Genomic DNA, 19,756 nt, shown 5'->3' on the forward strand with positions numbered 1-19,756 from the left:
CCGGCGCGCCGCTCGCGAGCGGCGCCGTGGCCGCGCCGGTGTCGAGCAACCCGGTGTGGGAGCAGGGCTTGCGCAGCGAAGTCGCGCGCTTGCTGCGCGAGAACTCGGCCGACGTGATGGACGAACTGGCGCGCCGTTTCGAGGCCGCCGTGATCCGCGAGGCGCTCGACTTCACGCGCGGCCGCAAGGTCGAAGCGGCCGAGCGGCTCGGCATCGGCCGCAACACGATCACGCGCAAGATCCAGGAACTGCATCTGGAGCCGTGATGCGGCGGGCGCGGTGCGCGGCGGCGTTCGTTCGCCGCGCGCCGTTCGCCCGAATGCGATCGAGTTCGCCGCGGGCGGTTTTCCGCCGCCCGCATCGCGATCGGACATAATCGGGGTTTGCTTTCAGGCCGAACCGCGATGTCCGATCCGCTCCACTGGCCCAACGGGCCGGATCCCTTCAAATTCCTCGAATCGCTCGACAGCCGCCGCGCCCGCACCTGGGTCGACGAGCAGAACGCGCGCACGCATGCGGCGCTGCGCAACGACGCCGCGTTCACCGCGCTGTCGGCGCGGCTCGCCAAGGCCTACCTGCCGCGCGAGCGGCCCGTGATTCCCGCGCGCTGGCGCGACTGGGCCTACGACCTCTGGCAGGACGACCGTCATCCGAAAGGCCTCTGGCGGCGCGCGCGCTGGGACGATTGGCGCGCCGGCCAGCCGCACTGGCAGGTGCTGCTCGACATCGATGCGCTCGGCGCGCAGGAGCGCGAATCGTGGGTGTTCGAGCACGACGCGATTCTGTATCCCGACGGCGATCGCGCGCTGCTGTCGCTGTCGCCGGGCGGCGCCGATGCGGTCGTGATCCGCGAGTTCGATCTCGAGCGGCGCTGCTTCGTCGAGGATGGCTTTTGCATCGACGAGCCCGGCAATCACACCGTCGACTGGATCGATCGCGATACCGTCTACGTGAGCTGGGAGCGCGACGACGAGGCCGTGACCGACGCCGGCTATCCGTACGAGGTGCGGCGCTGGACGCGCGGCACCGCGCTGGAGGACGCGCCCATCGTGTTTCGCGGCGAGCGCGACGACATCAGCGCCGGCGCCGGCTTCGATCCGGTGGAGCGGCGGCATACGGCCTGGCGCAGCGTCGATTTCTTCGACGTGCACACCTACCGGCTCGATGCGGGCGGGGAGTGGCTGCGCTACGACGTGCCCGCGCACGTGGTGGTCGGCTTCTGGCACGGCTGGCTCGTGCTGGAGCCGCGGCTCGACTGGGCGTGCGAGGGCGCGCTGCATGCCGGCGGATCGCTGCTCGCGATTCGCGAGGACGCGTTCCTGGCCGGCTCGCGCACGTTCACGACGCTGTTCGCGCCGGGGCCGTCCACCTCGGCCTGCACCTGGACGCACACGCACACCACCCTGATCGCGAGCTGGCTCGACGACGTGCGCAACCGCACGCTGCTCTGGCAGCCCACGCAGGATGCGGCTGGCGAGTGGCAGTGGACGTCGAGCGCGTTCGCCTGGCCGAAGGAGGCCGAGATCGACATCGAGCCGATCGAATCGACGCTGAACGACGAGATCTTCGTCGACGTCGATACGTTCCTCGATCCGCCCGAATGCTGGCTCGCCGACCTGGCCGATCGCGCCGACGATGCCGCGTCGCGCCGCGTGCTGCTCGACCGCCCGCCCGTGCAATTCGATGCGAGCGAACTGGTGGTGCGCCGCGCCGTGGCGCGCTCGCGCGACGGCACCGAGGTGCCGTATACGCTGATCGGGCCGCGCGACGCGCTCGACGGCGCGACCGATGCGGCCGGGCAGGTGCGGCGCACGGCGCGGCCGTGTTTGCTGTCCGGCTACGGCGGGTTCGCGATTCCGAACCTGCCGGCCTACAGCGACGCGCTCGGCATCGCCTGGCTCGAACGCGGCGGCGTGGCGGCGTTCGCGCATATCCGCGGCGGCGGCGAGTTCGGCTCGCGCTGGCACACCGACGCGCAGCGCGAGCATCGCCAGCGCTCGTTCGACGATTTCATCGCGGTGGCCGAGCATCTGGCCGTCAGCGGCGTGACGACGGCCGCGCAACTCGGCATCGAGGGCGGCAGCAACGGCGGCCTGCTGGTGGCGGCGTGCATGGTGCAGCGCCCCGAGCTGTTCGGCGCGGTGCTCTGCCAGGTGCCGCTGCTCGACATGCAGCGTTATCCGAAGCTGCACGCGGGCGCGGCCTGGCTCGACGAGTACGGCGACCCCGACGATGCGCGGCAGGGCGCGGCGCTTGCGGCCTATTCGCCGTATCACCGTGTGCGCGGCGATGTCATGTATCCGCCGCTGCTGCTCGCCACGTCGACGCGCGACGATCGCGTGCATCCGGCGCACGCGCGCAAGATGGCCGCGCGCATGCAGTCGCTCGGGCACGAACAGGTGTGGTACTGGGAGAACACGGACGGCGGCCACGGCAGCGCCGACGATCTCGAACGCGCGGAATCCGATGCGGCCGATTTCGGGTTCCTGTGGGCGCATTTGGGGCCGGCGCCTGCGCTGGGGTGAGGCTGAGCTTGGCGGCACGCGGCGACGGCTAGCCGCGCGCCGTCCCCTGGCGTTGCACGCGCATGCGGCCCGGCGGCTCGAAGTAGGTGCCGAACCGCACGAGCCCGGCCTTCTTCAGATGGCAGGTCATCTCGAAGTTGACCAGCACGCCCGGATCGTCGTTGTCGAGCAGCGCGACATCGATCGCGCGGATGCGCGGCTCGTATTTCAGCAGCGTCGCTTCCATTTGCTGCCGGAGCAGATGGGCCGAAGCCGGGAGCGCCTTGTAGATGTTCGTCAGATCGGGCAGCCCGTAGTCGGGCAGATGCTTGAGCGCACCGGCGCGCGTGTTGAGGATCCGTTGCACGTTGTGCTGCACGCTCATGCATTCGAGCGTCCGGTCGTCGTAGGCGTCGAGCGGCTCGCCGCCGATCTGCCCGAGCAGCATGTCGTAGAGCGAAGGGCCTGCCTGCATGGCGCCGCCTCGCGTCAGGCCGTGGCGCGCGCGTCGGCGTGCCGGTCGATGAAATCGATCGTCAGATCGCCGGTGTTCGAGCTCGACAGGGCGATGACCGAGGGCGCGGCGCCGCTCGCCATGCGTTCGAGCAATTCGCGCGATACGGCCGGCAGGATCCGCTGGTTGAGGAATGCGTCGACGTTGCGGGCGCCGGATTCGCGTGCGAGGCAATGCGCTGCCATCGCGGCGGTCAGCGATGCGTCGCAGGTCAGTTCGACGCCATGCTGCCGGCGCAGGCGTTCGGCGATTTTCGCGAGCTTGAGCTGCACGATCGAGGCCAGCGCCCCGGCATCGAGCGGGCGGTAGACGAGCGGCTGGAAGCGCGCGAGCAGGGCGGGCTGGAAGTGCGCCGTCAATTCCGGGTGAATGGCGTCGAGCAGCGCCGGCTGGGCGATGTCGGGGGCGTCGGCGGTGAGCGCGTCGATCCGGGCGCTGCCGAGATTGGCGGTCATCAGGATCACGCAGTGGCGAAAGTCGATTTCGCGCCCTTCGCCGTCGCGCATCGTGCCGCGATCGAACACCTGATAGAACAGGTCGAGCACGTCGCGGTGCGCCTTCTCGACTTCGTCGAGCAGCACAACGCCGTAAGGCCGTTGCCGCACGGCCTCGGTCAATATGCCGCCCCGGCCGTAGCCCACGTAACCCGGCGGCGAGCCCTTCAGTTGCGACACCGTGTGCGCTTCCTGATACTCCGACATGTTGATCGTCGTGAGCGCGGCCTGGCCGCCGAACATCAGGTCGGCCAGCGCCAGTGCCGTCTCGGTCTTGCCGACGCCTGACGGCCCCACGAGCAGAAAGGCGCCGAGCGGCGCATGCTCGCTCTTCAGCCCTGCCTTCGCCGTGCGCAGGCTTTCCGCGAGCGCCGTCAGCGCATCGTCCTGCGCCACCACGCGCGTGGCCAACTGCCGTTCGAGGTTCAGCAAGCGCAGCAGTTCGTCTTCCATCAGATTGCCGGCCGGCACGCCCGTCCATTCCGCGACGATGCGCGCCACGGCCGATGCGTCGACATCGACGCAGACCCGCGGGGTCTTGCCTTGATGTTCGGCCAACTGGCGTTTCGCTTCGTCGAGCGAGGCCGTGTCGAGCGGCGTTGCATCGTCGCGGCGTTCAGCACGATGCCGGTGGATCCGGCGGACCAACGCGAGTTCTTCCGCGTGGCGGGCCTGCGCGCTGGCGAGGGCTTGCCGCGCATCGGTCAACGCGCTTGCCAGCGCCGCGCGCCGCGGCGCGACGTCGTGGATGCCTGCCTGGGCGTCGGCGTCGAGCGCCGCGTGCTCGAGTTCGAGCGCGCGGATCGCGGCCTCGGTGCCTTGCAATTCCGCCGGCGGCGATTCGAGCCCGATCCGCACGCGCGCGGCGGCCGTATCGAGCAGGTCGACTGCCTTGTCCGGAAGCTGCCGGGCGGGGATGTAGCGGCGCGACAGCTTCACGGCGGCGACCAGCGCCTCGTCGCGGATGTGCACGTCGTGATACCGCGCATAGCGCTGCTTGAGCCCGCGCAGCATCAGGCATGCTGCGTCGTCGTCGGGTTCGTCGACCTTGATGAGCTGGAAGCGGCGCTCGAGCGCCGCGTCGCGCTCGAAGAATGCCTTGTATTCCGACCAGGTGGTGGCGGCGATCGTTCGCAATTCGCCGCGCGCCAGCGCCGGCTTGAGCAGGTTCGCGGCATCGGCGCCGCCGGCCGCGTTGCCCGCGCCGATCAGGGTGTGCGCTTCGTCGATGAAGAGCAGCATCGGGACGGGCGAGGCCTGCACCTCGTCGATGACCTGTTTCAGCCGTTGCTCGAACTCGCCCTTCACGCCGGCGCCGGCCTGCAGCAGGCCCAGATCGAGCGTCAGGATGCGCACGTCGCGGATCGCGTTCGGCACGCTGCCCTCGGCGACGCGCAGCGCCAGGCCTTCGACCAATGCCGTCTTGCCCACGCCGGGCTCGCCGACGAGGATCGGGTTGTTCTTGCGGCGCCGCGCGAGGACGTCGACCATCTGCCGGATTTCGCGATCGCGGCCGAACACCGGATCGATGGCGCCGGCGCGGGCCTTTTCGGTCAGATCGGTCGCGAAGCGCGCGAGGGCCTGGCCGTCGGTGCCGCGATGCGGGATGGTCGCCGCCGGGAGTGCTTGAGCGGACATGGCCGAGGCCGGTTCGTCGGACGGCGGAGCCGGGCGATCGTCGGTATCCGTTGCCGCGTCGGCGTCCTGCGGCCGCTCGCTTTCGCAGGAACGATGCGCAAGGCGCGGCAGCAAGCGGCGGATCTGCGCGCTGCTGACGGACAGCAACGGCCATGCATGTTGGGTGCGCAGCACGTGCGGCACGTCGACGATCGCCTGCAGCAGATTGCCGGAGCGGATCGGCGTGTCGTCGGCGTCGGACGCGGCATGCTGCCAGGCTTCCTGAAGCACGGTCGCCAGTTGCGGAGAAAGGGAGGGCTTGCCGCGCAGGTTGCGGGGCAGATGGTCGATCGAGGCGAGCAGGGTGTCCCAGACGCGATCGAGATCGATGTCGTAGTGCCGCAGGATGGCCGGGATGTCGCCGTCGTGCGATTCGATCAGCTTCAGCAGCCAGTGCTCGACCGTGATTTCGTCCGCGAGACGCGTCTGACACAGGCTGGCGGCGGCTTCGAGCGCCTGGGCACAGTGGGCATTGAGCCGGCGGAGCAGGTGGGTCGTGTCTCGGGAAATCATGGGGGGTGTCCGGGTCTGGACGCGCGCGTGCCGAGGCTGGCGGCCGGGCGTGCCCTTTGAAAAAAGCCAACCTGAACGCGTCAGGCTGGCCAGGGAACCGCCAGGGGGCCAGCGGTTCGATCACGCGGTGACGATCAGGAGCGCTCGTTCCAGGTGTCCTTGTGGATGATGTTGCCGTCCTTGTACGACCAGGTGATCGTCTCGTAGCGCAGCTCGACGTTCTCGAGGTGGTTGTGCTTTTCGTAGGACGGGTTCTTGATGTCGTGCATGACCGGATTCACGGCAACGACCTTCACGTTGTCGAGCTTCGTGTTGAAGTACTCCTTCTCCTTGCCGGCGTCGTCGATTCTGTACCACTTGATCTCGACCGATTTCAGCGTCTGGCCGCTTGTCACGGCCTTGTACAGATACGGCGTGGATGCATCGGTTTCCTTCGTCAGCGTGATCGGCTTGTGGACCCGGGTGCCGGTCAGCTTGCCCGTGTTGCCGTCGGTCGGGATATGCACGCCGTGATCGAACGCGACGAGCTCGACGCTGCCCTCGCGATCCTGCACGGTCACCGAACCCTTGATATCGGCGCCGCCATCGTCCTTGAGCCACATGTATGCCGGAATTGCCATCCTCTTACTCCCTGTTCGCACTACTCATCTCGCCCGGAGCGAACCCCGGGCTTTCTCAACCCCCCGAGCGGATCGCGTCGGGGGCCAAATCTGCGGCCGATCGCCCGGTATCCGGTACCAGGGTGATTTCCACGCGCCGGTTTCGGGCGCGGCCGTCGGGCGTGTCGTTGCTCGCGATCGGCCGCGTCATGCCGTAGCCCTGGATCGCGAAGCGGGTGGCCGGGATGCCCGATGCGTCGACGAGCCAGTCGCGTACGGCTTGGGCACGCGCCGTCGACAGCGCTTCGTTGCTGCCGGCTTGACCGACGTTGTCGGTGTAGCCGGCGACGAGAATGCGTTTGCCGGGATACGCCTTGATCATGTCGAGGGCCTCGATCAGCGCGCGGTTCGATCCGGGCTTCAGGCTGGCGCGACCGCTCTCGAACAGCGACATGCTGTCGAGCGTGAGAACGGCGGGCGAAGGGGGCGGCGGCGCATACGAAGCGATCGCGTCGTTCAACGGCGGCAGCAGCGCCGCGCCGCGATACATGCCGAACGACAGGGAGAGCGGAATGCCGGTGCGTGCGTAGCGGTCGAGCTGGTCCCGATGGTTGACGAGCACGCGCAGCGCCGCCCGCTTCGCGGTATCGCGGCTGGCCGGGATCGCCGAATAGCGTCCGAGATCCGCGCCGATGCGATGCATCAGGCGTTCGTTGTTCTTGCCCGCGCCCCAGGTTGCGATGGCCGTCGCGCAGGCCAGCAGGGCGAGTGCATGCCCCGCTGCCGCCAGGCGCGGCGACCGCCAGCGTCGCGGCGGCATCGCTTCGATCAAGGGCTGCGGCAGCGGCCACGGCGCAGGAGCGGCCAGCGACGCGGCGCGCACGACGCGCGTCTGCCGCTCGACATCGCGCGACCACGGGTTGTCCGGGCGGCTCGCCGGGCCGCAGTCGATCCAGCCGGCCCCGCACAGCAGCCAGGGCGGCGCGGGCTGCTGCCGATCGGTCAAAGGGTCGAACACGGCGCGCTGTACCCAAGCAACGAGCGAGACCAGCGCGGCGGCGCGGGTTGCCGCGGCGGAATCGGCCTGGTCGTGCAGCGCTTCGCGCTCCGCGGCACGCATCGCGGGCTCGAAGCACGCGTTGCCTGCCAGATGCGTGGACGAGGACATGCCGTACCACTGCCGTGCCGCCGGATCCGCAGGGCCGGGCGCGAGGCGTTGATACACGGCGGCGTAGCCCGGCAGTTGCGTGCCGAGCATGCGGGCGGCGTCGGCCGAGGCTTGCCGGACCGCGCGCAGTTTCTGCGTCAACGTGTCGGGTTCGGCATGCAAGGCCGGCGCGACCGACAGCACGATGGCATCCGGGGCGCGCCCGTCGCGCCATTGCCTGACCGCCACGGCAAGCTGAGGCAGATCTTGCGGCCGATCCACGCGCAGCCAGATGGCGCCTTCGCCGATCAGCACTTGCCGGCGTTCTCCGGCCCGATCGAACAGTTCGGCCAGCCCGTCGCCGGTGACGAGGGCGAGCGGCATGCGGGTGCGCAACTCGACCGGCACGTCCGCCGCCGCCGAGCCCAGCGTGGCCAGCACCTGCGCACTTTGGCGGCGCGCGCCGTCGATCCGGTGTGTGTACCACCCGATCAGCGCGGCCGCGGCAAGGCCTGCGACGGCCGAAAGCGACCAGGCAGCGCTGGCGTCGAGCCGAAGCACGAGCCAGATCAAGGCGAGCGTCAGTGCCGTTGCGAACACGACGACGAGACGCACCGGGTACCCGAGCCCTTCGTGGCCGCGATCGGGTAGATCGTCGCCGCGTGTCGGTGCTTCGGCGAGAGCAGGGAAGTCGGATTTCACGGGCGGGCAGGTTGGGCCGAGACAAGTTGGGCGAGTTGCGCATCGAGTGCGGCAGACCAGGCGCCCCAGGTGACGGCCGCGACGAGGCAGGCGATTCCGGCGATTGCCCAAGGCGACAGCCGGTAAAACCAGTCGGACGGCCGCCGGCCGCCGCGATTCGTCATGAACGGGCGATCGGGTGACGTGTTCAGCGATGCGAGCCGGGCATTCAAGGATTCGATCAAGGCCGCGCGTTCCGCCGCGCCGGAACGCGCATAGCGGCCGACGAAGCCCATGCCGAGGATCGCCGAATAGCACTCGAGCAGCGCGACGGGCGGCGCCGCTTCGAGCAGGCGCGCATCGAGCCGTTCGAACACGCGTTCACCGGCGTCGTGCAGATGGAACTGTTCGACTTGCAGCGGCGTGTGCTCCCAACCTGATCGGAATTCGCCCGGCAAATACCGCAGCGCGGCTTCGTCGAGCAATCCGCACTGTGCGATCAGCGCTTCGCTGCGGACGTCGTCCGGAAAGCCGCGCCGCGCCAGATCGCTCGCGAACCGCTCGACCAGTTGCTTGCATTGGCGGCGCAACGCGTGTGCGTCCTGCGTCTGGCCGCCCGAGGCAAGGCTGGTCACCAGCAGCGCGGTGTCGCGCAGCAAATCGCGCATGCCTTCGACGCGCGGCTGACCGGCCGCGCGCATCGCTTGCGTATCGGGATGCGAGGTCGTCATGAGCGCAGCACCACATAGAGTTCGAGCGACGCATCCGGTATCGATGCGGGCAGATAGATCTGACAGGCGCGCGCGGCGAGCATCTTCGCGTGCACCGGGCTCGACGCGTCCAGCGCGAAGTAGTGGTTGTCCAGGCGCACGGGAATCGCCCCCGGCACGCGCTGGACGGCCTTGAGCGGGATGCCGAGCAGCGCCGAATTGACGATGTGCTCGACGTCGTCGGGCGCGCCGATCTTGCACAGCCGCGGGAATTGTTCGACGAGCTCGAAGGCGGGCAGCGGTGCGTTGATCGACAGATACCAGTCCGCGCTGTCCGCGGCGATGCGCTCGTCGAGAAACTGGCCGGACCACGTGGTCGGCCCTTTGCGTGCCAGGTCGATGGAGACGACCCGCGACGGAATGATCGCGTCTAGCAGATCGCGAATCATCGATTCGAGCGTGGCGAAGATGTCGTCGGCGCGCGCGTGGTCGTACGCCGGAATGTCGCTCAGCCGGGCGCCGGTCGAGAACGTCATGAGCGCGCTCGTCAGTTGGGCGAGCGTGGAATACAACTGTTCGGGCGGCCGGTTCGCATGGCTGGCGAACAGCCGAAGCTGCGGCCATGCGGCATGAATGCAGTGCAGCAGCCAGAACAACTGCACGTCGGCCACGCCGTACTCGGCCACCTGCGCGAGGCGTTCGCTGCGGCGGCCGCCGAGCGCCAGGCTTTTGGCCTGAAGGATATCGGCCAGGCGGCCGATCCGTTCCAGATGCGATGCATGGCCGGCGAGCGTCAGGCACGGCGGCACGAATCGGCGATCGACCTGGAACTGCCCATTGGCGCCGCGCGTCAGCCTGGCGATCGCGCAGACCGTATCGTCGGCGTGCGATTCGAAATCGAATAGCAGCCGCACCGCGAGGCGTTCCGCCGCTATTTCGGCTGCGTCGGTTCCATTCAGATCGATGACCTTGACGAACTCGCGATACGCCCGGCGCGGACGCGCCAGTGTGGTTTCGTCGAGACGGCAATTGCTGCCGTTGGCATCCGGCAATGCAAGCGCGGCAAACACGACGAGGCTTTGCAGATCGGCCGGCACACCCTGCGTCAGGTCGCGGGCGGCGGGCAGCGCATCGGCGATGGTCGTGTCGATCGGCGTGCCGTCGGGCAAGCGCAGTGTCAGTTGCGTGAGCTTGAGACGTGCCGTCGCCAGTGCTTCTTCGTCGACTTCGACCGCGAGCGTTCCCCACGGCTCGACGAGTGCGGCGGCCGCGAGCTGTTGCATCGCGAACCCTGCCCATCGTTCCTGTTGCTGAAAATGCTGCTGCGTGAGGATCAAGCCCTCATGCCAGAGCGGTTTGTCGATCCGCATAGATGTGGTTGTCGGTTTGGTGTGAGTTGCACTAAGTTAATTTTTATCTTTGTCGGGGTATTTTATTTTTATGATTTGTGAAAATTTTGATGGAGAATATCTTGGAGATATTTTTTTAAATTAATAGAGGGTTGATGGGTTGTTTTTGATTATCGTCAAATTAATTGGCGCCTCTTCGGCGAAGATTGGTCGGTATATACAGCATTTTCGTCGAGGTACGCAATTGGGTGGATGATGAAATTATCTGGATGGATCGGGGAATTGTTTTTTGATTTTTTGGAAAATTTAAATGCTTTGACGTCGGTGAAGTAAACATGTTTAATTCCGCCTCGAATTGAAGTTGAAGGAACGGCAGCCGAGCAATAAATAACCGACGCTCAATGAGAGCGTCGCGACCCTGAGAGGTGGATAAGGAAACCTATGGATAGCTTTCAGCGTGAAATTCCGAAGAGCCGTGTCTCGATCACCCTGGATCTGCATACAGGCGGCGCGCAGAAGAAGGTCGAGCTCCCATTGAAGTTGCTCGTTGCCGGCGATTTCAGTGCGGGGCGTGAGCAGGCGCCGCTCGCCGAGCGGAAAAAGGTCAATGTCGACAAGAACAATTTCGACGCCGTGCTTGCCGATTACGCGCCCGATCTCAAGATGGCGGCTGCCAATACGCTGGCCGGCGACGGCTCGGAGCTGCCGGTGCACCTCGCGTTTCGCTCGATGAAGGATTTCGAACCGGAGCAGGTCGCACGCCAGATTCCGGAGCTGCAAGCCATGCTGGCCATGCGCAATCTGCTGCGCGACCTCAAGTCGAACCTGCTCGATAACGGCACGTTCCGCCGCGAGTTCGAGAAGGTTCTGAAGGATCGGCGCCTGTCCGACAAGCTGCGCGGCGAGCTCGGGCAAATCGCCACGGCCACCTTGCAACAGGAAGGCCATGCGTGAACGCGGCAGGCCGAAACTGGCCGTTACCGCTTCCCGCAATCATTCTTCCCTTCGACACGAGGCAGAGAGAATCATGCAGCAGAACGAATCGCACCCGAGCGCAACAGAAACGCTCGTGCTGGACCACGACAGCGTCTATGCGGCGCTGTGCAGCAAGATCAACCTGAAGCCGGTGGCCGAAGCCCGCCCGCTCGAGGCGTTTCGCGACAACGACGCGCTGTCCGAGGCGTCGGCCGACGAGCGTGTCGCGCGCGGCATGGATACGCTGCTCAGCCTGATCGCGAAGGAAAGCCGGCCGGTCGATCGCCTCGACAAGTCGCTGCTCGATTTCCACATCGGCCAGCTCGATCGGCAGATCGGCCGCCAGCTCGACGCGGTCATGCACACGCCCGAATTTCAGGCGCTCGAAGGCCGCTGGCGTGGCCTCAAGATGCTGGTTTCACGCACCGATTTCCGCAAGAACGCGCGGATCGAGTTGCTGGACGTCTCGAAGGACGCACTGCAGCGCGACTTCGAGGATACGCCGGAGCTGATCCAGAGCGGCCTGTATCGCCTCACCTACATCGAGGAATACGACACGCCTGGCGGCCAGCCGATCAGCGCAATGATCAGCGACTTCGAGTTCGCGAATTCGCCGATGGATATCGCGCTGTTGCGCAACATCTCGAAGGTGGCAGCGGCGGCGCACATGCCGTTCATCGGCTCAGTGGGCGCGGCGTTCTTCGGCAAGCAATCGATGGAAGAGGTGGCCGCCATTCAAGATATCGGCAACTACTTCGATCGCGCCGAATACATCAAATGGAAGAGCTTCCGGGACACCGACGATGCGCGCTATGTCGGCCTGACCATGCCGCGTGTGCTGGGTCGGCTGCCGTATGGGAAGGACACCACGCCGGTGCGTGCATTCAATTACGACGAGGCGGTCAAGGGCCCCGATCACGATAAATACCTGTGGGTCAATGCGTCGTTCGCGTTCGCGGCCAACATGGTGCGCAGCTTCGTCAACAACGGGTGGTGCGTGCAGATTCGTGGCCCGCAGGCGGGCGGCAAGGTCGAAGATCTGCCGGTGCACCTGTATGACCTCGGCACGGGCGTGCAGCCGAAGATTCCGACCGAAGTGCTGATCCCGGAAACGCGCGAATTCGAATTCGCGAATCTCGGCTTCATCCCGCTGTCGTTCTACAAGAACCACGATTTCGCCTGTTTCTTCTCGGCCAGTTCGACGCAAAAACCGGCGTTGTACGAAACCAAGGAAGCCACGGCCAACAGCCGTATCAATGCGCGCTTGCCGTACATCTTCCTGCTCTCGCGCATTGCGCACTACCTGAAGCTGATTCAGCGCGAGAACATCGGCACGACCAAGGACCGGCGCCTGCTCGAGCTCGAACTGAACAACTGGATCAAGGGGCTGGTGACCGAGATGAAGGATCCGGGCGACGAGCTTCAGGCATCGCATCCGCTGCGTGATGCGAAGGTGACGGTCGAGGACATCGAGGACAACCCGGGCTTCTTCCGAATCAAGCTGTTCATCGTTCCGCACTTCCAGGTGGAGGGCATGGATATCGGGCTGTCGCTGGTATCGCAGATGCCGAAGGCCAAGAACTGATCCGACGTTCCCGCATGACGGGCCGGAGCGACCACGATCGCTCCGGCGTCAGTGCCGTGCGGGTGGAACCTGAGAGAAAAACATGTCGATGATCCTGCCGTCGCAGGCGTATGAACTGAAGCTGGCTCCGCACCCGGCGCCCATGTCCGTACTCCGTTTCACGGGGCGCGACGCGGTGAGCGAACTGTATCGCTACGACATCGAGTTCACGAGCCCGATGGCGGGTATTCCGATGGACCAGGTGGTCGGGCGGCCCGCGAAATTCATCGTGGCGCCGGTGGATCCGAGCATGGACTATCTGCGCAAGATGTATGGCGAGAACGCGGAGCGGTTCAGCAAGGTGCCGGCCGCCTATACGATCCACGGCATCATCACCGAGTTCGATGAATTTGCGACGTCCGCCGACCAGACGCACTATCGGGTTCGGCTCGAGCCGGCGCTCGCCGATCTGAACCGGGGCGTGACGAGCCGGCTGTTCCAGAAGCAGTCGGTCGAGGAGATCGTGACCGACACGCTGCGTCACTACGGCTATCGCGCCGGCGTCGACTTCACGTTCGCGTTGCGCGGCCAGTACAAGCGGCACGACTACCTGACCCAGTATCACGAGACGACCTTCGCCTTCATCCGGCGCCTTTGCGCCGAAGCCGGGATCTGGTTCCGGTGGGAGCAGAAGAAGGATCATGCGGCGATCGTGTTCGGCGATGATCTGGACGCCTATGCCCGCAAGCAGCGCATCGTGCCGTATCGGCGCGGCTCGGGGCTCGAGAGCTCCGGCATGGACGCGATCGAGACGCTCGGCAAGCAGACCCGTCGCGTTCCCGAAGCTGTACGGTTGCACGACTACAACCATCGCGAAGCGGGCGTGTCGTTGCTTGTCGAGGACAATGCTGCGCTCGACGACAAGACGACGAACGGCGTCGACTATCGTTGGGGCGAGCATTACGAGACGCCGGAAGAGGGCAAGCGCGTTGCCCGCCAGCGCCACGAGGCGTACCTGGCGCATCAGATCACGTTCAACGGCACCGGTAACCCGTTCTGGCTCGAGGCGGGTGAGGTGATGCGCGTCGAGCCGAATCCGGCCGACGCGAAGCACGGGATCTTCGTGACGGCAGTGGAGTCGCAAGGCGGGCGCGACCAGTCGTACTGGGTGAGCTTCGAGGGGATTCCGTCAGACCGCGTATGGCGCACGCCGGTCGCTTCGATCGAGCAACCGGTCATCGACGGCATCCTGCCGGCCCGGATTACGTCACCTGGCGATTACAAATACGCGTACCTGACCGAGCAGGGCTGGTACGTGATCAAGCTGCCGTTCGATCTTGATGAGTGGAGCCCGGGCGGCACCAGCCGGCCGGTGCGGTTCGCGAAACCGTATAGCGGCGACAACTACGGGCATCACTTCCCGCTGATTGACGGGGCGGAGGTGGCGGTCGTCTTCACGCAGGGAGATCCTGACCGGCCCGTGATCATCGGTGCCATGCACGACAGCCTGCACACCGATCTCGTCACCAGTGAGAACCATACCCGGAATCTGATCCGCACCGCCGCGCAAAACGAACTGCGGATGGAAGACAAGGAAGGTCTTGAGCACGTTCATCTGACGACGCCGTTTGAGGCGAGTGAGCTGACCATCGGCCACATGGTCGACAGCGAACGCAAGGAGCGCGGTCGAGGCGCGGAACTCCGGACCGACGGTCACGTAGCCGTGCGCGGTGCCAAAGGGGTTTTGGTCACGGCAGAGGCTCAGCCGGCTGGCAATGGGCAACAGCTCGCGATGGAGCGGGCGCAAGGATTGCTCGATCTGGCGCTCCAGCAGATGCGTGGCCTTGGCGAGGCAGCGCAAACGGCACAGGCCGTGGCGGCCGACTATGACCGACAGCGCGCTTTGCTGGATGGAACGTTGAAGGAACTCAAAAAGGCAGGCGTTCTCGTGAGCGCGCCGGACGGGATCGGCCTCACATCCGGCACTGAACTTCAACTCACCGCGAACGACAATTTGATTGCCACGGCCGGTGGGAACGCCGACTTCGGTGTCATGAAGCGATTTACCGTTGCCGCTGGCGAACTTGTATCGATCTTTGCGCAGAAACTCGGCCTGAAGCTCTTTGCGGCCCGAGGAAAGGTAGAGATTCAGGCACAAAGCGACGATATGCACCTGATGTCCGACAAGGACATGCGGATGACTAGTGCAAACGGCCGGGTCACGATCGAGGCGAAAAGCGAACTGATCCTCAAATGCGGCGGCTCTTATGTCCGAATCTCGTCCACAGGTATCGAGGACGGCACGCGTGGCAATCGCACAATCAAATCGGCGGCGTTCAGTCGCCAAGGGCCAGCGTCGCTCGGTGAATCCATGAACACATGGAAGCACGCAAATTTCGATGAGGAATTTGTCATCAAGTGGCCATACAGCGGCAAGCCAGTGGCCAATCGGAAGTATTCAGTCATTCGGGAGGACGGGAGCGTGATTCGTGGCGTCACCGACGCAAATGGCAAGACGGGACTACAAAGGACGCTCTTCGCCGAAGGGATGCGGTTACGCATTGACCCGGAGTGATCATCGACCTTGTGCTTTCCTCAATTCACCAGTTGCTAGACGACCTACCGGATCCATCCAAATGTCAGTTGAACGTATCCTTGCCGCCAAGCGTGCCGACGATGGCTCATTGCACTACTCATCGGTATCCTCACCGTCGGATGATAGTCATGCCGTTTGCCACATGGAACCCGATAGGGTGATTCCGGTGATTTTCGTGCCGGGTGTGATGGGCAGCAATCTGATGAATAACAGTAATCAATCAGTTTGGGTCGTCAACAGCGGCCCTGGCATGCTGCCTTGGTCGTGGAAAGACGAGGCATATCGCAAGCAGACACTGGACCCTGCCAATACCAAGGTCTTCGATGGAGGCGATCTCCCTAAAGGCACATCGCTTACGGATGCCGAAAAAAAGGCACGAGGTTGGGGTACGGTATCGAAGAAAAGCTATGGCGACTGGCTGGTGTGGCTGCAGGACGCACTCGACGACGCACACGCTGGAACCGATCACGGCCGCAACGGTTTGCGCAATAGCCTGATCAAACAGGTGGTGGCGCCGGGCCTTGACACGCTGACCGATGCGGAAGTCGAACTGTCGTACCAATATAAACTCCCGGTTCATGCGGTGGGATATAACTGGCTGAAGTCAAATGCGGATTCGTCGCGGCATTTAGCTGTCGAGATGAAGCGGATTATGGATGCTTACAGTAAGAGCTTTCGTTGCGAAAAAGTTATTGTAGTAACGCACTCGATGGGGGGGCTTGTTGCACGGCATTGTTCTGAAATTCGAGAGTGGGGCACGAAAATTCTCGGCATCGTGCATAGCGTGATGCCGGCTATCGGATCGGCCACTGCGTATAAGCGAGTCAAGGCAGGTTGGGAGCCTGGAAATTCTTTCGAAGATGGGGCCGGCCGAAAAATATTAGGCGCAACTGCCAAGGAAATTACAGCTGTATTTGCGCAATCTCCTGGGCCATTGCAGCTTCTCCCTGACGCAAACTATGGAAACGGATGGCTAAAAATCCGAGATGGAGATAAATTGGTTTCCTTGCCGGAAGCGGGTAATCCTTATGATGAGATATATTCTCGGCGTGGAAGGTGGTGGGGGTTGGTCGCTGATGATCTAATTAATCCGCTTGACAAAAAGAAAGTTAATGTTGATGAAGATTGGAATAAATTTCAATCTCTATTGGATGGCCAGGTTAAATCATTTCATGCGGCGATCAGTCTTCGTTATCACAAACATACCTATGCCTTCTACGGTGATGACAGGAATCACAAAACTTGGGGCGATGTTGTTTGGCGACATACTCCGCCAAAATCAAATCTATTCTCATCAAACCCTCCGCCCATTTCGGAGCCGCTTAAGCTTGAAGGAAAATGGGATTCTTATACTGGCATTCAGAGTGTAATTGACCCTTCGAGGCGACCTTTCCCTCCGTTCGAAGAGTTTGTATTGCAACCAGCAGATGAAAATGGTGACGGCACAGTTCCTGTTCGATCGGGGCGTGCGCCTGCGCCGTACGTAAAGATCTGCGTCGCCTTCGAAGGAGTTGACCATGAAGGCGCATACAACCCGATTCCATGCCGATTGTTCGCGCTCCGCGCAATCACGCGTATCGTGAGTAACGTTAAGGGCACGTCGATGGAATACACCTCATGCTGAGGCTAGTATGGTTGATTGGCGCAGTCTTGCTAGCAGCGTGTAATGTCAAAACATCAACCCTAACGGAACAAGAGAAGAAGATGGTGACTGATGTAACAGTGGATATGCATCCACACTGTGTTGGGCGTTATCTGATTAACCTGCCAAATGGCGCGAAGCCTGTCGGAGATGCAAAGTTTGAGGGGGTTAGAGTCAAATCGAAAGCTATGTCGCTCAAGCAGTTTCAGCATAATATGCATCGGCGCGGTACTGAATTGAAAGAATCTAAAAGTTCTCTTGGGTATAAATTCTTATTCGATGGCGGAGCAGTGGGGAAGATCAAAAATACACAATACTTTATATCTCTTGGTGATTCTGGTGCGGTCAGTGATGTCGAGCGCACCATTGAGGTGTATAAGTGGAGTAATGGGTATATGCTGAGTCTTAGTGTCAGCGCAATTGATTCAATTAACGCGGAATATACAAAAAAATATCAAGGTACACCGTACGGCATTGCTAAACCAATGAGCGATGTGCCGGAAAAAACTCGACTAGCTTTCGATCTTGTCGAAAAGCTACAAGGTCGCCCTGAGGACATGATTCCGACAGAGCCCGGCGCGTGTTTCGTCGGAGGGTTCATGCCGGGCAAAGCCACTTCGGAAAAAGAGGAAGTTTCGACTAGCTATGTACTTGCCGACAAGCCCGATGTGTCGTTTAGTTGGAACAGTTTTGCCGGTTTACAGGCGACCAGCACGCTGCTGCCTCGTGTACGGAGTGCGGATGTTCAGGATGCGTTGAATACAGCCCAGGGACGTGTGATTCGGTCCGGAAGTATCGAACTCCCAAGCGGTATGAAAGTGGACGAAGTAATGGTATCGGCGCTTACGCAGGTCGAGGTGCAAGGACATCATGGTTCTCTGGAGGCTAATTACCAAGGTAGCCCTCAAGCTCCTTACATCGTTTTCGACATGCTAACCGCGAGCCCGAATTTTCTGGCAGAGGCCCACACGATCAAACAATCCTCACTCACGGAAGGGGAGGCCGTGGCCTTGTGGGACGCGGTGTCTCGTACCCTTCGGCCGCGTCCCAATGCCTTTTGAGAATAATTGATGCCCGTCGACTTTGACAAACTGCCACCGGAGGAATCCGTACCGGACAAACCGCCTTCGCGCTTCGTCTGGACGATCGTGTTTCTCGTCATTGTGCTTGCCGGTATTTTCGCGGTTCTGCTTCTCTGGCCCAAGGGCGAGCCAACGCAGTCTGTCTGGTTCTGGATATGCGTCACGGTATATCCGGTCGGCGTTGCAGCCTTCGTCGTGTTGCGGCGCTACAGCGTTTTCGAGAGTCGACGTTTGGACGCGATCTCATGGAACGAAGCTCGAGAAAAGTACGTGAATGGCGTGTTCGAGGATGTCAGTCGCCCACTTGTACTGATCGCTGCAACATATCGATTCGCGAGCGACGCGAAAGATGATGCATTCGACAAGTTGCTGGATGGCTCCATCAAACTTGAACCACGGACTCCACCGAGACCCGATGCGCCGCCGGTGAACGCTCGCTGGTTTGAGGAGTCGGTCGCGGACGAAGAAGGTACCCGATTCCAAAGCGACAACGAGCGGCAGCGCCACGTACGAGGGTGGTTGTTTGGCGCATTGATCGACGACGTTGCCGACGTTATTCGTGCGTTGCCGTCGGAGTTGAAACTTGCGATCCAGTTGGTGTTGCCCGGCATTGCGAACCCGGACGAGGCGCGGAGATCGTGGGACAGGCAATGGGCCAGGGTCAATCTCCCGTCATTCAAAGCGGAGGTCTTGCCCGAGCCTCCTGACCTGATGGCTTTCGATGCATGGCTGGATCGAATCAACCAGCAACGTGATCTGGAGGCGCGCCTGCTCGTCTTTATACAGTTGAACCCGGTTCTTCAAGCGCTTCCGCCAGACGGGAGCGCGGAAGCCGGCGTCGCGCTTCTGGTCGTGCCGGAGCCAGTACAGCGTCGATTCAAGATCGACGCGATGGCAAGGTTGCATCGACCCAACGGAACCGATGACTGCTCTGTGGACGACGGGCTCGCACGCGCGTTGCGCTGGGGGCGTGCGGAACCTTCGGCTGTCGGTCGTATCTGGCAGTGCGCTCTTGATTCAGCTGCGACCAATGCGGCGACTGCTGCCATGGTCAAGAGCGGGGTCGGCTCGAAGTCGACGAACATCGATTACACGGTGGGGCACGCTGGTGAAGTTTCGCCTTGGCTTGGAGTGGCTTGTGCGGCCAGGGCAGTTGCTCAGGAGGACACATCCCAGCTCGTGGTAACGACCGGCAAGACGGGGGCTTGTTTCTCGATATTGCGGAAGAGCGACGCGCCATGATTGAGGCGCATTAATTATTGCCCTCGTTGTTCGGCCGCGCGGCTCAATGCACAACCTGTCCGAAAATTGAGGGGATCAGATCATGGTCAGACGGTACGACATTCTGAAAGGCGACGGGACGACGTCGGACGGCACTGTGTTGGGCGGTGATTCGAACGACCGGATTGCGGATCGCGAACAGGCTTACGAGCGCGACGACGTCTGGTGTCCCGCGTGTAAGACGACGGGACACATCGCCTGCGACGGACCTCGCTTCTCGATGAAAGGCCCTGATGGAAGAGAAGGAGCACTGAGCGACGATTGGTGCGTATGCAAGTGCGATCCGCCGCCGCGCCTGCTCCCTTCCCAATACTCGTCCTATGTCGATCTCTGAGCGTAAGCGAAAACATCCTTACCGTTCGGACGTTGGCCGTGGTGATCACCGTCGAAACCCGCTGCGGCATCTGCATGGGCAACCTCGATTCAAT

15 protein-coding genes are annotated in these 19,756 nt (G+C 63.0%); 9 read left to right on the plus strand and 6 right to left on the minus strand.

Annotated features, from left to right (window positions below):
* Together G3N92_RS00610 and G3N92_RS00615 are read left to right on the plus strand one after the other, a co-directional pair.
* A partial coding sequence (locus G3N92_RS00610) for a helix-turn-helix domain-containing protein (protein WP_277396125.1) occupies positions 1-266 on the plus strand: 266 nt, incomplete at its 5' end.
* Between the two features lie 138 nt (positions 267-404).
* The gene (locus G3N92_RS00615) at positions 405-2,525 is read left to right on the plus strand and encodes a prolyl oligopeptidase family serine peptidase (protein ID WP_206125504.1); all 2,121 of its coding nucleotides are present in this window, start codon (positions 405-407) and stop codon (positions 2,523-2,525) included.
* A 28-nt stretch (positions 2,526-2,553) separates the two neighbouring features.
* On the opposite strand, the gene tssE is transcribed toward G3N92_RS00615, so the two are convergent.
* From tssE to tssK, 6 genes are all read right to left on the minus strand, one after another.
* On the minus strand, positions 2,554-2,979 hold the full coding sequence (gene tssE, locus G3N92_RS00620; protein ID WP_206125505.1) for a type VI secretion system baseplate subunit TssE: 426 nt from the start codon (positions 2,977-2,979) through the stop codon (positions 2,554-2,556).
* A gap of 14 nt (positions 2,980-2,993) precedes the next feature.
* A complete protein-coding gene (gene tssH, locus G3N92_RS00625) occupies positions 2,994-5,702 on the minus strand; it encodes a type VI secretion system ATPase TssH (protein ID WP_206125506.1) in 2,709 nt (902 codons plus the stop codon).
* Positions 5,703-5,836: 134 nt separating this feature from the next.
* A complete protein-coding gene (locus tag G3N92_RS00630; protein ID WP_206125507.1) occupies positions 5,837-6,322 on the minus strand; it encodes an Hcp family type VI secretion system effector in 486 nt (161 codons plus the stop codon).
* Positions 6,323-6,377: 55 nt separating this feature from the next.
* A complete protein-coding gene (locus tag G3N92_RS00635) occupies positions 6,378-8,150 on the minus strand; it encodes an OmpA family protein (protein WP_206125508.1) in 1,773 nt (590 codons plus the stop codon).
* The gene (locus G3N92_RS00640) at positions 8,147-8,860 is read right to left on the minus strand and encodes a DotU/TssL family secretion system protein (RefSeq protein ID WP_241014478.1); all 714 of its coding nucleotides are present in this window, start codon (positions 8,858-8,860) and stop codon (positions 8,147-8,149) included. The genes G3N92_RS00635 and G3N92_RS00640 overlap by 4 nt, the downstream gene beginning before the upstream one ends.
* On the minus strand, positions 8,857-10,209 hold the full coding sequence (gene tssK, locus G3N92_RS00645; protein ID WP_206125509.1) for a type VI secretion system baseplate subunit TssK: 1,353 nt from the start codon (positions 10,207-10,209) through the stop codon (positions 8,857-8,859). Before tssK ends, G3N92_RS00640 begins: the two co-directional genes overlap by 4 nt.
* 420 nt (positions 10,210-10,629) lie before the next feature.
* Between tssK and tssB the strand changes: the two genes are divergently transcribed.
* The 7 genes from tssB (at position 10,630) to G3N92_RS34840 (ending at position 19,662) form a co-directional block, all read left to right on the plus strand.
* Positions 10,630-11,142 (plus strand): type VI secretion system contractile sheath small subunit, encoded by a 513-nt coding sequence (gene tssB / locus G3N92_RS00650; protein ID WP_206125510.1) that lies wholly within the window; start codon positions 10,630-10,632, stop codon positions 11,140-11,142.
* Between the two features lie 73 nt (positions 11,143-11,215).
* On the plus strand, positions 11,216-12,748 hold the full coding sequence (gene tssC / locus G3N92_RS00655; protein WP_206125511.1) for a type VI secretion system contractile sheath large subunit: 1,533 nt from the start codon (positions 11,216-11,218) through the stop codon (positions 12,746-12,748).
* 82 nt (positions 12,749-12,830) lie between these two features.
* Complete coding sequence (vgrG, locus tag G3N92_RS00660; RefSeq protein ID WP_206125512.1) at positions 12,831-15,302, plus strand: type VI secretion system Vgr family protein; 2,472 nt, start codon at positions 12,831-12,833, stop codon at positions 15,300-15,302.
* Between the two features lie 61 nt (positions 15,303-15,363).
* A complete protein-coding gene (locus G3N92_RS00665; RefSeq protein ID WP_206125513.1) occupies positions 15,364-16,947 on the plus strand; it encodes a hypothetical protein in 1,584 nt (527 codons plus the stop codon).
* The gene (locus tag G3N92_RS00670) at positions 16,941-18,026 is read left to right on the plus strand and encodes a T6SS immunity protein Tli4 family protein (RefSeq protein WP_206125514.1); all 1,086 of its coding nucleotides are present in this window, start codon (positions 16,941-16,943) and stop codon (positions 18,024-18,026) included. The genes G3N92_RS00665 and G3N92_RS00670 overlap by 7 nt, the downstream gene beginning before the upstream one ends.
* Positions 18,027-18,035: 9 nt before the next feature.
* Positions 18,036-19,289: a hypothetical protein gene (locus tag G3N92_RS00675; RefSeq protein WP_206125515.1), complete on the plus strand. Its 1,254-nt coding sequence runs from the start codon at positions 18,036-18,038 to the stop codon at positions 19,287-19,289.
* A gap of 82 nt (positions 19,290-19,371) precedes the next feature.
* Positions 19,372-19,662, plus strand: a complete 291-nt coding sequence (locus G3N92_RS34840; RefSeq protein WP_241014479.1) for a PAAR domain-containing protein — start codon at positions 19,372-19,374, stop codon at positions 19,660-19,662.
* The last annotated feature ends 94 nt before the right edge of the window (positions 19,663-19,756 follow it).

This window comes from Burkholderia sp. Ac-20379, assembly GCF_017104645.1.
Lineage (GTDB): Bacteria > Pseudomonadota > Gammaproteobacteria > Burkholderiales > Burkholderiaceae > Burkholderia.